Raw genomic sequence first — 14,001 nt, 5'->3', positions numbered from 1 at the left:
GGCGCCTGCCGTGCGCTAGGCTTCCAGCGACAACCGGTAGACCGTGGTCTGCCGGTACGCTTTCCCCGGGTGCAGCATGACGTGCGGCCAGGCGGCGCTGGTCAGGCCCGGCCGGGCACTGGTGTCCAGGCAGAAGCCGCCCGGCCCCGGGCCCAGGCCCGGGATCTGGCCGGCCCCCGGGGAGCGCGCCCCGGCGCAGAATTGCACGGCCGCCTCGGTGGTGTACATCTGCAGGCAGCGTCCGGAGCCGGGATCGACCACGCGCGCCACTTCGCGCAAGACGCCCTGGCCGCCGGTGTAGTGGCTGCGCACGAACAGGCAGTGGTCGAAGCCGCCGGCCAGGTGGATCTGCCGGTCTGGCCAGCTCAGGCGCGGACCGATGGGCGCCGGCTGGCGGAAGTCGAACGGCGTTCCCCCTACCGCGGCCACGCCGGCCGGCGTGCCTTCGGCATCCACTTCCACATAGTAGTCGGCGTCGATCCGCAAGATGTGGTCGCCGACGTCGGTGACGCCGCCGTTCAGGTTGAAGCAGGTGTGCGGCTTGGCTTCCAGCCTGGCTGCGGACCGGGCCGTGGCGTGATAGTCGACGGTCAGGCTGCCGTCGTCGTCCAGGCGATAGTCCAGCCGATAGTCAACCAGCATGCCGGGGGTGCCACCCGGCGCCGTCAGCAGCATGGCCACGCCGCCGCCGGCCTGGCGGCCCTGCCACAGGGCTGCGGCGCCGTCGCGCCCGGCCAGCAGCACGTCGGCCATGCGGCCGTAGCGGTCGGGCGTGCGCCACGAACGCAGCGCGCCGCCCCGTTCGCTGATCGTGACCGCCATATCGCCGGCATTCTTGAGCGTAAACAAGCGGTATTCGTCCGGCTCCGCCACGGTGCCGGGAAAGGGTTTGGTCATCATTGCAATGCGGGGCTTCCTGTACGAGAACGGCACCATGCCATTCTGCAATCGCCGGCACGGCCTATCAATTACGAAAATCACCAAGGGGCGGAACGATTCTGGCTAACTGCCCCGCAAAGGCGTTTACGGGCCCCGGTCTTGGGCAATAATGCGAGCGCAGCGGGTCGCAGAAGCGAACTGATCCATGCCGAAACAGTATAGCTGGATGCAAAAGTCATATTGGAAATCATAGGCCCATGTCGTCTAAGATTTTCCTTTTGCCGATTTTTATAAATGGGGCCCGGCGCACAGCACGGCCGCCCGCCCAGAGACAACCTTTCACCGTGAGCATTTCATGAGCACCTTTTCAACCGTCGACGTGATCGTCTTCCTCTTCTACTTCGTCCTGGTGTCCGGCTACGGGCTCTGGGTGTACCGGCGCAAGCAGGCCGGCTCCGGCTCGGCCTCGCACGACTACTTCCTGGCCGAAGGCTCGCTGACCTGGTGGGCCATCGGCGCCTCGCTGATCGCGTCCAACATCTCGGCCGAGCAGTTCATCGGCATGAGCGGCTCCGGCTTCAAGATCGGCATGGCCATCGCCGTGTATGAACTGATGGCCGCCGCCACGCTGGTGATCGTGGCCGTGTTCTTCATGCCGGTCTACCTGAAGAACCGCATCTACACCATGCCGCAGTTCCTGGAGCAGCGCTACGGCAAGGCAGTGGCCACCACCATGGCGCTGTTCTGGCTGGGCCTGTACGTGGTGGTCAACCTGACCTCCATCCTGTACCTGGGCGCGCTGGCCATCAGCAGCCTGTCCGGCATCGCCCTGCTGCCATGCATGCTGTTCCTGGCCGTGTTCGCCGCCATCATCACGCTGGGCGGCATGAAGGTGATCGGCTACACCGACGTGGTGCAGGTGACCTGCCTGGTGATCGGCGGCCTGGTCACCACCTGGCTGGCGCTGGACATGGTGGCGGCCCTGGCCAACAAGCAAGGCGCGATTGCCGGCTTCTCCGAACTGTTCGTGCGCGCCGGCGGCCACTTCGACATGGTGCTCGCGCGCGACAACCCGAACTATATGGACTTGCCCGGCCTGTCGGTGCTGATCGGCGGCATGTGGATCGTCAACCTGAACTACTGGGGCTGCAACCAGTACATCACCCAGCGCGCACTGGGCGCCGACCTGCCGACCGCCCGCAAAGGCCTGCTGTTCGCGGCCTTCCTGAAACTGCTGATGCCCATCATCGTGGTCCTGCCCGGCATTGCCGCGTACGTGCTGGACCAGGCCGGCGCGCTGGGCACCGCCATGCAGCACGGCGGCGAAGTCAATCCGGACCGCGCCTACCCGGTCCTGCTGAACCTGCTGCCATCGGGCCTGAAGGGCATCGCCTTTGCCGCGCTGACAGCCGCCGTGGTGGCGTCGCTGGCCGGCAAGGCCAACAGCATCGCCACCATTTTCACGCTCGACCTGTATAAGAAAAACTTCAACAAGGAAGCCAACGAACAGCGCATGGTGTGGATCGGCCGCGTCAGCGTGGTGGTGGCCATGGGCCTGGCCGTGTTCATCGCGCCGATGCTGGGCATCGACAAGAAAGGCGGTTTCCAGTACATCCAGGAATACACCGGCTTTGTCTCGCCCGGCATCCTGGCCATGTTCCTGATGGGCTTCTTCTGGAAGAAAACCACCGCCGGCGCGGCCATGTTCGCCACCGTGGGCGGCCTGGTCGGCTCCATCGTGCTGAAATTCCTGCCGGCCATGATGGACTTGTCCTTCCTGATCCCGATCGGCTTTGCCAAGGTCACCGACGCCGGCGTGGCCGAGATTCCCTTCCTGGACCGCATGTTCATCGTGTTCTTCTTCGTCGTCGCCGGCATGGTGCTGATCAGCAAACTGGCCGAGGCGCGCCGCCAAGGCACGTCCAGGCACCTGCATATCGACACCTCGCTGTTCCGCGTAGACGGCGCCTTTGCCCTCGGCTCGGCCGTCATTGGCGTAACGCTGGCTGCGATCTACAGCGGCTGGTGGTAAGCGGTAGCAGGGACCCGGTGGCCGCCGCGCATCATGAAGGCGCTACGCAGGACCCTGCTGGCCGCCGCCCTCATCGCGGCGGCCAGCGGCCCGGCCGCTGCCGCCGCGGCAGCCAAGGCCGCGGTTGCGGCCGCATCAGCCGCACCGCTGGTGATCGGCTTCTCCCAGGCGGGAAACGACAGCGCATGGCGCAACGCCAACAGCGCGTCCATCAAGACCGCCGCCGCCCTGGAAGGCATTACCCTCAAGTTCGCCGACGCCGGGGATAGCCGGGAAAGCCAGATCGCGGCGATGCGCTCCTTCATTGCTCAAAAAGTCGACCTGATCGCCTTCTCGCCGGTGGCGGAATCGGGCTGGGACATGGTGCTGCGCGAAGCGCAAGCGGCCGGCATCCCGGTGCTGGTGGCCGGCCAGGCCGTGGAAGCGGGCGGCCTGGGCCTGTACGCAGCCTTCATCGGCTCGGACTTTGCCGAACAGGGCCGGCGCGCAGGACGCTGGCTGGCCGCGCGCGCAGCCGCCGCGCCGGACGCCGCCTTCAACATCGTGGAACTGCAGGGCGCTCCGGGTTCGCCCGCCACCCTCGCCCGCAGCAAAGGCTTCGCGCAGGCGATTGCCGCCCGGCCCAGACTCAAGCTGCTGCATGCGCAGGGCGGCGCAGCGTCGCGCGCGCAAGGCCGGCAGGCCATGGCGGCCTGGCTGAAAGCCGAAGGCAGGAATATCCATGTGGTGTATGCGCATAGCGACCAGTTGGCGATGGGCGCCATCGACGCCATCGGAGAAGCAGGCCTGAAGCCGGGGCGCGACGTGCTGGTGATGGCCATAGGCGGCTCGCGGGCGGCGTTCGAGGCCATGGTGGCTGGCAAGCTCAATGTGGCGGTCGAATGCAGTCCGCTGATCGGCCCCCAGCTGATGCAGCTGGCCCGCGACGTGCTTGCCGGCAGGCGCGTGCCCAGGTGGGTGACCACGGCCGAGTCGGTGTTCCCTGCGGATGCGGCAGCCGGCGAGCTGGCGCGGCGCCGGTATTGAAGCCGGGCCGGCGGCGGCGCCGGCGCGGATCCCGGTACCTTCAAGCCGCCGCTGCGCTCTCGCCCAATGCGCGGTCGCGGTAGGCGCGCGGGGTACAGCCCAGTTCGCGCTTGAACACCAGGTGCATATACTGGGTGGACGTGAAACCGCAGCCCAGGGCCACGTCGGCAATACTGCGTTCGCCTTCTTCCAGGCCCGCCTTGGCCGCGTCCAGCTTGAAGCGCAATATCACGTCGTGCACACTGCAGCCCAGCTCCTGGCGGAAGTAAGCCTCCAGCGACGACCGCGACACGCCCACATATTCGGCCACCTGGTGCGTCTTGATGCCCTGGCAGGCGTACTGGCGAATGAAATGGCGCGCCCGCATCACGTGCGGATGCTTGACCGGCTGGTGCTGGCTGGAGGCGAATACGTTGATGCCGGCCGGCGGTACCTGGATGCGGGTGTCGGCCAGGCGCACGCCGTGCAGCATCTGGTCCAGCAGGTGGGCCGCCGTGCGGCCCATTTCCTGCGCGCCCTGGATCACGGAGCTGAGCGGGATACGGGTCAGCATGCGCACCAGCGGATCGTTGTCGATGCCGATCAGCGCCACCTGCTCCGGCACCTCGATGCCGGCGATGGTGCAAGCCTGCAGCAGCTGGCGTGCGCGCGCGTCGGTCACACCGATGATGCCGATAGGCTTGGGCAGGCTGCGCAGCCAGGCGATCTGGCCCTGCACCGCCTCGTCCCACGACGAGGCGCTGGTTTCGCAGCCGCGGAAGATCTCCGCTTCCATCTGGTCTTCCAGCATCAGGCTGAGAAAGGCGTTCTCGCGCTCCTGCGCCCAGCGGTTTTCCTTGGCCTTGGGCAGGCTGAACATGGCGAAGCGGTGCAGGCCGACATCGATCAGGTGGTCGCGCGCCAGCTTGATGAGCTTGAAATTATCGGTCGCCACGTAGGGCACGCCGCACGGGTAGTCGGCCTGCTCGGCATAGGAGCCGCCCACCGCCACCACCGGCACGCGGCAGCGCGACAGGGCCGCCGCCACCGCCGGATCGTCGAAGTCGGCGATGATGCCGTCGCCCTGCCAGGACTCGATCCCCGCCAGGCGCAGGCGGAAGTCCTCTTCCAGAAACAGGTCCCAGGTTGCGCGCGTGCTGCCCAGGTAAGCGGCGATGCCGGCGGTGACTTCACGGTCGAAACTCTTGTTTGCGTTGAACAGCAGAGCAATGCGGTGCGCTTTCGTTTTCATGGTCTTTGTCTCCGGTCTGAATTGCTATTCTTTTTTTATAAAGCTGAACCCGTCCCTGTTGCGGTGACGGGCACGTCCCCGGCCGTGCCGGCTGTCCTGCCGTACACAATGCCCCGGCCCGCCGTCGTCATGTAGACGGTGCCGTAGGTGTTCATGTCGCCGGCCACCAGTTGGCCGTTGCCGGGGCCGCCGTACTGGTGGGCGTCGTCGTTGATCCGCACCCAGCTGGCGCCCTTGTCGGTCGAGCGCAGCATGCCGCGCACGCCGCCCACCGTGCCCCACATATAGAGCGTGGGATAGCTGGCTCCCGGCGCGGCCTTGCCCACGCCGACCGCCCCGCACGCGCTCACGCCGGCGATCTTGCGGAAGCGCGCGCCGCTGTCGGTGGTGTGCGCCAGTCCGGCGCCGGCCAGGCAGGCCCAGACGTCGCCCTCGACGCCGGGCGTGGCGGCGAGGATTTTCGAGCCCCCGGCAGCCAGGCGGGCCTGCGGTGCGAAGGAGGCGCCGCCGTCCCTGCTCACCAGCAGGCGGCCGCTGGCGCTGTCGTAGGCGTAGAATTTTTGCGGGTTGACCGCGTCCGCCACCGGGCGCGCTTCGCGCACGTCCAGCCCAGCCACCGCGCTCCAGCCGGCGCCCGCTCCGCCCGCGCGGCTGATCGCGCCGACCGTGGCGCGGAATGTGGCGGAGGCGTGCGACGGGCTATGCAGCAGCACGCTGCCGTCGGCCGACAGGGCCAGCTGGCCGAAGCCGCCGCTGATGGCGTGGGCCAGCGCCGGCGCCTTGGACCAGGTGGCGCCGCCATCATTGGAGGAGTAGATGGCCTTGCCGGCACGCGCCAAGGCGCGGCCGTCCGCGCTGGCAACCAGGCTGGTGGTAGTGCCCATCTCCGGGCTGTGGCGGGCGCCGTAATGCGCCGGGCTGCGGTGCACAAAGCCATCGTAGTCGCCGATCGCCGTGGCCAACCGGCCGCCGGGCAGGCCGATCACCGAGAATGGCACCGTTTCCTCCATGCCGGCGGTTTCAAACCGCCAGGTGGCCGTGGCCGCATCGATGCCGGTGGTGCGGAATATGCCGTTGCCGGACACGACCCAGGCGGCCTGGCTGTCAAAGGGATCGAACTGCACGTCGCCGGTCCAGTGGATGGAGCTGCCGGCGATCCAGTTCCTGCCGCGCGCGTCCAGGGCAAAGCCGCGTCCCACCACGTCGGTCCAGCTGCGGCCGGCGTCGCGCGTGGTGTAGATGCGGTCGCCCTGCGCGCTGGCCCTGCCCTTGCCTTGCGGCTGCCAGACATTGATGGTGGCCAGTACCAGGCGCCGGGGATCGGCCTGGTCGATGCTGATGCCGCCGAACGGGCCCTTGCTGCCGGCCGGCGTGATGTCGGTCCACCTGCCGGTCCCGCCACCGGCGGCGCTGTCGTACTCCCACACCTGGCCGCGGTCCATGGCTTCGGCGCCGGACGGATGCGGGCCGGCGCCGTTGGCGTAGGTGATATACAGCTTGCCGTCCGGCGCCAGCGCTGCGCGCTGCGGCAGCAGGCCGGCGGGACCGCCCTTGACCGGTTCGAAACTGGCGCCGCCGTCGCGGCTGGCGTACAGGTTGGGACCGGCCGATTCGGCGCGCGAGACGGCAACGAACAGCCGCCTGCCCGGGGCGGCGAGCACGAAATTGACACCGTTGCCATTCGGCGTGGCGGTGACCGGCAGCGCGTCCAGGCGCTTCCAGGTCGCACCGGCGTCGGCGCTCTTGAACAGGCCATCGGCGCGCGTGCCGGCGTACAGCACCTTGCTGTCGTCCGCGTCAACCTGCAGCCGTTCGCCGTTCTGGCGCCCGATGCCATTGCCGTGCGCCTTGAAATGTCTGGTGACATCGGTGATGTCGAAAGTCTTGCCGTAATTGCGGGACCGCAGGATGGCGGATTTTCCGCCATTTAAATAGGCTGTGCCCACCATGAGATACACGTTGGCGGCGTTTTTCGGATCCACCGCCACCGATTCAACGCCCAGATAACCGACATTTTCTTCCGCCACCCAATCCAGCAGCGGCACCCAGCGTTCGGCGCGCGCATCCCAGCGATAGGCGCCGCCGACATCGGTGCGCGCATAAACAATGCCGCGCTCAATTTTGCTTGGAATTACCCCTGAAACAAAGCCGCCGCCGCCCATGGCGACCGAATTCCATTGATAGGTCTCCGCATGCGCAGAAAAAAACGGCAATAATACGGCGGACAGCAGCCCGCACAGCGCTTTCAGATACAAAGGTCTCCTCCTCTATTGCTTTTTATAACCCAGGCAATAACAGGCCCGCTGCCGGGCGCTTTATGGCAGCGCCTCGGTCAGTAAGGTGGCGAACGCCAAACTACAGCCCAAGCATATTGACTGGGCTGCAGCAGCGATAACGCCTGCAGAAGGATTTCTATCACCGTGCAGAAATTGCGATTAGTTCTGCAGGGAGTGCAAGCAGTGAAAAACGCGCTGGAGCGCTAGTGTGACGCGTCCGCCGCAGGGGCGGAAGGCAAGGCCGCGCATGCGGCAGGTTGGTCTTGCTGAGTAGCAATGGAGCGGAAGGCTTTCGGCGTGCAGCCGTATTCTTCCTTGAACAATTTATTAAAATACGACACGTTGGCGTAACCGACAGAATAAGCGATTTCGGCCACCGCCGCACTGCTTTTCTCGGCCAGCAGCCTGGCCGCTTCCGTCAATCTCAATTTATTCAGGTAACTGGTGAAGGTCATGCCCAGTTCCGTTCTCAGCACCTCGTTGACCTTATTGCGGTTGGCGCCCGTTCCGATAACAACGCATTCCAGGTCCAACTCGGTATTGGTGTAATTGGTGGCGATAAAACGCAATACCGAAGCTTTTTCCTTATCCTTGTAAGGTTCCAGAGTCAATTGCCGGTACGCCATCAGCGGCAAATCTTTTTTCAGCCGGGAGTCCAGGCTGGCAATCAGCGCGCGCGCATGGGCGCGGAAAAACCAGATACCGAACGCGCTCCATCCAGCCAGCAGAATCGCCGCCAGCGCGGCGATATAGCGGTAATCCCGCCCCCGCAGCGTCAATTCAGTGATTTCCACGTGGGATACAATGTCGCGAGGACTGTTGACGCTGCTGCCGAACACCAGCCTGCCCACCTTGTCCAAGGCATACCCCTGGTGCGTCAGGTCGAGCTTCATGGTGTAGAACCACCAGTCGGGAATGGTCAGCCGGGTCATGTCGACGGACACCGGCACGCCATGCCGGTTGCAGGAAAAGTAGGTTGCCGGCGAGCGGTAGGTCAGGAATTCACCCTTGGTGGACACCTTCTCGTCGAACGTTGACAGGGCGAACACCATCGAGTTGGAGGGCGTGCATTTCGCCAGGAAGGTGATGGTGGAATACTTCGACCAGTCCACCAACGCCGGCTGCCCCTTGCCGTTGTCCAGCACAAGGCTGGCCGACGAAAAAGGATAGGTCGCGACGCCGGTCACCTTGAGGTCGAACCGCAGTGCGCCGTCCCTGGCCTCGTCTATGCGGACGGTCGATGTGCCGCCCTGCGCGTCATCCGAGTGGCCGACATATTTCCAGTGCAGGCCGCCTGGCTGCGGCGCCAGCACGGTCACGGTCAGGTAGCTCTGATAGATGAAAAATGCCGCAAGCAGCGCGTCCGCAAGCAACAGGAGAATCAGCGCCTGCAGCGCCTTCTTATAGAACTCTTGCATGATGGTGCAGTGTGTTGAGATGTCTCAATGCCACACCTCTAGCGGGTGGGCTTGCCTGCATCATAGCAGCACAACCGGGCACCAGTGCGTTCTATCGGCAGGCGCTAGGAACTGGCTTGCTGCAGCAGGCCGGAGCCGGCCGCGCGGTGCAGCTTGGGATGAACCATGGGCACCGTCAGCATGGTGCTGGCGCAGGCCATCAGCAGCAGCGCGGTGAAGGTTTCGCCGCTGATGATCTGCTTGTCCAGCAGGATATTGGCGAAGATGATCTCGATCAGCCCCTTGGTCTGCAGCAGCCAGCCGATAATCGAGGCCTCGCCCTGCTTCCAGCCCAGCATCTTCCCGGCCAGGCGGGCGCCCGCCAGCTTGCCGCCCACGGAGGCCAGCAGCATCAGCCCGGCCGCGAAGAACACCGGATAACTGCCGATGTCCCACTGGGTGCGCAAGCCGGTGCTGAGGAAGAACACCGGCATCAGCGCCAGCAGGATGTGCTTGAACAGCATGTCCAGCTTGCGCTGTTCGAACCAGTGCGCGTCCATCACCACGCCGGCCAGGAAAGCGCCCACCATGTAATGCAGGCCGGCCCAGTCGGCGCCGAAGCCGCAGGCGGCCAGCCAGATCAGCGACACATACCAGCGGTCGCTCTCCTCCAGCTTGACCATCAGGCGGCGGAACAGCACGGTGAGCACGGCGAAAGCGAGCAGGAAGCCGGCCTGGCGCCCTACCCGCTCCCAATCCAGCATGATCACCGCCAGCACGCCCCAGATCGCCACGTCGTCCAGGCTGGCGTAGCGCAGGATGCGCTGGCCCATGGGCTGGCGCAGCATCTCCAGTTTTTCCATCAGCAGCACCAGCACCGGCAGCGCGGTGACCGCGCACGCCATGCCGATGCCAAGCATGAACTGCCAGTCCTTGCCCTTCGGGCCGATCCAGCCCTGGTAGCCGAGCAGCAGCAGCGCGGCGCCGCAGCCGAACAGCAGCGGCACGCCGAGCGCGAAGGCGGCGGTGGCGCCACTCTCGCGGCGGTATTGCCAGACCTTCTTCAAGTCCAGCTCCATGCCGGCCAGCATCACGAACAGCATGACCGCCCACCACGCGATGCCGTTCAGCGATTGCATGACGGCGGGAGTGAACACGAACCGGTGATATTCCGGGAAGGCCGCCCCCAGCACGCCCGGGCCGAGCAGCACGCCGCCAATAATCTGCACCACCGCCAGCGGGGCGACATAGTCGGTTTTGCCGAGCCGCCACACCAGGTAAGGCACGCTGAAGATCAGCAGCATGGCCAGCAAGAATATTTCTGTCGTGTTCATTGCGCGCTCCCGGGGGTTGTGGCTATTTCAGCGGCTTGCCGTTCACGTCGTAGACGGCGGCTTCCAGGTGCACCACCTTGCTGACGGCCTTGCTGTCGGCGGCTGCGGCGGCGTCTGCCGCGAGGATGACCTTGTAGTCGCCCTTGGCCACTTTCCAGGTCCTGCTGGCCGAGTCGAACATGGCCAGCAGGCGCGGATCGACGCTGACGGCGCCCTGCACGCTGGCACCCGGCTTGACATCGACCTTCTGGAAGCCGGCCAGGCGCCTGGGCGCTTCCCAGCGCGTGTTGAGCGGCGCCACGTAGACCTGGGCCACTTCCTTGCCGGCCAGCTTGCCGGTGTTCTTCACGGTGAACGACGCGTGCAGCACGCCGTTCTTGACACCGGCCTCCAGGCCGGACATGGCAAACTCGGTATAGGACAGGCCGTGGCCAAACGGGAACAGCGGCTTCAGGCCCTTCAGGTCGAACCACTTGTAGCCGACCGCCGCGCCTTCGTGATAGTTAACCTCGAAGCGCTTGTCGGCCACTTCGGGATAGCCGTCCAGCGCCGGCCGGGGCAGCTGCGACTCGGACGCCGGGAAGGTGGCGGGCAAATGGCCGGACGGATTGGCTTCGCCGAACAGCACGCCGGCAATCGCCTCGCCGCCGTTGCTGCCCGGATACCACGCTTCCAGCACCGAGGACACCTTGGGCAGCCACGGCATGGTCACGGGGCCGCCGGTTTCCAGCACCACCACCGTTTTGGCGTTGGCCGCCGCCACCGCGGCAATCAGCTCGTCCTGCTTGTTGGGCAGTGACAGGTTGGGCATGTCGAAGCCTTCGCCGGTCCACTGGGTGGCGAACACCAGCACCACGTCGCTTTCCCGCGCCAGCCTGGCCGCCGCTGCGGGATCGGTGCCGTCGCTGTAGGCCACCACCGCCTTGGGCAGGCGCGCCTGGATGGCTTTCAGCGGCGAGGACGGGTAGATCATCACCGGGCCCGGCCAGGTCTTGGGCGTGAGCTCAGGCGCGGCGTTGCCGCCGGCCGGATACACCAGCGAGGAACCGCCGCCCGCCATCACGCCCCGGTCCGCATAGCCGCCGATCACGGCGACCCGCTTGACGGCCGGGTTCAGCGGCAGCAGGTTGGCGCCGTTCTTCAGCAGCACCATGCCCTCCTGCGCGTCCTTCAGCGACACGGCGGCGTTGGCCTTGAAGTCGATGCCGTCCAGGGCCGGCTTCACCGGGTGGTCCACTACGCCGTGTTCGAACATGGCGTGCAGGATGCGGCGCACCATGTCGTCCAGGCGCGCTTGCGGCACCCAGCCGTTGAGCACAGCTTCCTTGAGCGGCGGGCCGAAGTAGTCGGCCAAGTCGAACGGCATGCCGGACTGCTGGTCCAGCCCGGCATTGGCGGCCGGTATGGTGCTGTGCACCGCGCCCCAGTCCGACATCACCCAGCCCTTGAAGCCCCAGTCCTTCTTCAGCACCTCGTTCAGCAGGTAGTTGTTCTCGCAGCCGTACTCGCCATTGATGCGGTTGTAGGCGCACATGACCGAACCGGGATTGCCCTCCTCGTAGGCGATCTGCAAGGCCAGCAGGTCCGACATGCGGTTGGCCTGGTCGTCGATCTTCACGTTGAGCGTGGTGCGTCCGGTTTCCTGGTCGTTCAGCGCGAAATGCTTCAGCGTGGACACCACGCGCCTGGACTGGATGCCCTTGATCTGCGCGCCCACCATCTTGCCGGCCAGCAGAGGGTCCTCGCCGCCGTACTCGAAATTGCGGCCGTTACGTGGATCGCGCATCAGGTTCACGCCGCCGGCCAGCAGCACGTTGAAGCCGTAGGCGCGCGCCTCCGCGCCTATCATGGCGCCGCCCTCGTAGGCGGTTTTCATGTCCCAGGTGGCGGCCGTGTTCAGGCCGGACGGCAGCGCCGTCGCGGTGCGCACATTCGGTCCGCCCTGGCTGGCCACGCCCAGGCCGGCGTCGGTTTCGCGCAGGTGCGGAATGCCGAGACGCGGCACGCCGTAGATGAAGCCGGCCGATTGGATGTGCGCCTCCTCGGGACGCTTGGTCTTCTTGTTCTCCATATCGTTGCCGAGGTAGCCGTAGACCAGCTTCAGCTTCTCGTCCAGGGTCATGGCGCCCACCGCCAGGGTGGCGCGCTGCGCCGGGTCCAGGCGCGCGTTCATCCACGGCTGGCCGCCTGCGTCCGCAGCCAGCGCGCAGCCGTAGCACATGGCCACTGCGGCCGCCAAGATACTGATCTGCTTCTTGAATCTCATGTTTGCTTCCATTGATGTGAATATCGGGTAAAAAAGCGGGCGGCCGAAGCCGCCCTAAAACTGCTGTTTAGGCAGTCGGACACAACGGACTACGAAAAAAACCTGTGCAGCGGCGCCCTGGCGCCGCCCTGCCTCACCTGGCCGCGTTGACGATGGCCGCCGTCACGTCCGGGAATGCCTGCGTGCCGGCCGCGCGGTTGAACAGGCCGGACTGATGGTTGGCGGTGTAGCCGTTATCCCAGTACATCGGCACCACGCCGCGCGTGAAGGCGGCCCGCGTGATGTACTGGTCCCAGTACTTGCGGTAGGCGCCGGCCGGGTCGTATTCGGTGCGCAGGATGGCCGAGTACTCGCCCAGGATCACCGGCACGCCCCTGTCGATGAAGGCGGTCTTGATCTTCTGGAACTGGGCGTCGGTATAGGACTCGTTGGCCCAGCCCGAGGGATTGGCAGCCTGGCCCCACTTCCAGGAAGTGCCGTTGGCGTCCAGCGCGAAGTCGAACGGGTCGTAATAGTGCACTTCCATCATCATGCGGTTGGCCACCCAGTCGCTCGGCATCGCGGCATTGCAATTGACCGCATGGTCGATGTTGGTGTTGTAGGCCTGCACCACCAGGTGGCGGCTGGCGTTGTTGCCGCCGGTGGCGCGCACGGCCGTGATGAAGGCCTGGTTGAAGCCCTTCTGCACCGAGCAGTACTCGGCCGTCGGCGGATTGTAGTTCCCGTCGACCATCACCTCGTTGGTGCCGGCGAACAGCAGGGTGTCGTCGTGGTTCTTGAAGTTGTTGGCGATCTGGGTCCAGAACTTGGCCAGCCTGGCGTTGGCCGCGCCCTGCTGGGCGTAGGTCGGCTGCATCCAGCCGCCGTCCCAGTGGATGTTGATCATGGCGGCCAGGCCGGCGTTGTGGGCGTAGTTCACCACCTCCGTGACGCGGTCCATCCACTGCGGGCTGATGTTGTCGTTCGCGTCCGCATATTGCTTCCACGACACCGGGATGCGCACGCTCCTGAAGCCGGCGGCCTTGATGCCGTCGAACAGCGCCTGGTTCGCCGCCGGATTGCCCCAGTAGGTTTCGTTGAAACTGGTGCTGCCCCAGACGTAAGCGCCGCCGATCGCCTCCAGCGAATTGCCCAGGTTCCAGCCCGGCGACATCTGCCCGGACAGCTGCATGCTGGTCAGGTTGCGCATCACGCCTACGCGCACGGCCTTGGCGGCGCCGGAGTTGTAGCTGCCGCCGCCGGCGCTGAACTTGACCCAATACCAGTAGGCGGTACCGGGGGCCGCGCTGTTGTCGGTATAGCTGGTCGCACTCTTGTTCAGGACTGCGACGCGGCTGCGGCCGTTGGCGCCGGTGTCGGTATCGCGGTAGATCTGCACGCCGCTGACCGCGCCGCCCACGGTCCAGTTCAACTGGACGCCGCTGCCGGTGCCGGCCGCCGTCAGGCACACCGTCGCACCGCCGCCGCTGCCGCAGTTCTGCGCCTGCGCAAACGGCGCCGCGCAGACCGCAACGGCAATCAAGGCCTTGGATAACACAGCGTTCATCTCTTCCACCTCTG

General features: G+C 65.9%; 9 protein-coding genes. 2 read left to right on the top strand and 7 right to left on the bottom strand.

The annotated features are described in order from the left end of the window. Positions 1 to 15 precede the first annotated feature (15 nt). Positions 16 to 900 carry a hypothetical protein gene (locus tag ASD15_RS05430; protein ID WP_057153796.1) on the bottom strand — a complete coding sequence of 295 codons (885 nt, stop codon included), beginning with the start codon at positions 898 to 900 and terminating at the stop codon, positions 16 to 18. A 334-nt stretch (positions 901 to 1,234) separates the two neighbouring features. On the opposite strand from ASD15_RS05430, the gene ASD15_RS05425 reads away from it, so the two are divergent. Further along, complete coding sequence (locus ASD15_RS05425; protein WP_057153795.1) at positions 1,235 to 2,911, top strand: sodium/solute symporter; 1,677 nt, start codon at positions 1,235 to 1,237, stop codon at positions 2,909 to 2,911. 33 nt (positions 2,912 to 2,944) lie between these two features. After that, positions 2,945 to 3,937: an ABC transporter substrate-binding protein gene (locus tag ASD15_RS05420; protein ID WP_057153794.1), complete on the top strand. Its 993-nt coding sequence runs from the start codon at positions 2,945 to 2,947 to the stop codon at positions 3,935 to 3,937. Between the two features lie 40 nt (positions 3,938 to 3,977). Here ASD15_RS05420 and ASD15_RS05415 read toward each other — a convergent pair whose 3' ends face one another. The 6 genes from ASD15_RS05415 to ASD15_RS05390 form a co-directional block, all read right to left on the bottom strand. Continuing rightward, complete coding sequence (locus ASD15_RS05415; protein WP_057153793.1) at positions 3,978 to 5,168, bottom strand: XylR family transcriptional regulator; 1,191 nt, start codon at positions 5,166 to 5,168, stop codon at positions 3,978 to 3,980. A 35-nt stretch (positions 5,169 to 5,203) separates the two neighbouring features. Continuing rightward, positions 5,204 to 7,423: a hypothetical protein gene (locus ASD15_RS05410; RefSeq protein WP_057153792.1), complete on the bottom strand. Its 2,220-nt coding sequence runs from the start codon at positions 7,421 to 7,423 to the stop codon at positions 5,204 to 5,206. A gap of 224 nt (positions 7,424 to 7,647) precedes the next feature. Next, entirely contained in the window at positions 7,648 to 8,862 is a 1,215-nt protein-coding gene (locus ASD15_RS05405) for a helix-turn-helix domain-containing protein (protein WP_157200828.1), read from the bottom strand. Positions 8,863 to 8,966: 104 nt separating this feature from the next. Beyond that, positions 8,967 to 10,175 (bottom strand): cation:proton antiporter, encoded by a 1,209-nt coding sequence (locus tag ASD15_RS05400; protein WP_057153791.1) that lies wholly within the window; start codon positions 10,173 to 10,175, stop codon positions 8,967 to 8,969. A gap of 22 nt (positions 10,176 to 10,197) precedes the next feature. After that, a complete protein-coding gene (locus ASD15_RS05395) occupies positions 10,198 to 12,441 on the bottom strand; it encodes a glycoside hydrolase family 3 C-terminal domain-containing protein (RefSeq protein ID WP_057153790.1) in 2,244 nt (747 codons plus the stop codon). 133 nt (positions 12,442 to 12,574) lie between these two features. Then, the gene (locus ASD15_RS05390) at positions 12,575 to 13,987 is read right to left on the bottom strand and encodes a glycoside hydrolase family 5 protein (RefSeq protein ID WP_057153789.1); all 1,413 of its coding nucleotides are present in this window, start codon (positions 13,985 to 13,987) and stop codon (positions 12,575 to 12,577) included. Between the last annotated feature and the right edge of the window lie 14 nt (positions 13,988 to 14,001).

Source organism: Massilia sp. Root351 (genome assembly GCF_001425045.1).
In the GTDB taxonomy this organism is placed as follows: domain Bacteria; phylum Pseudomonadota; class Gammaproteobacteria; order Burkholderiales; family Burkholderiaceae_D; genus Rugamonas.
This window is presented reverse-complemented; position numbering and strand designations above follow the sequence as displayed.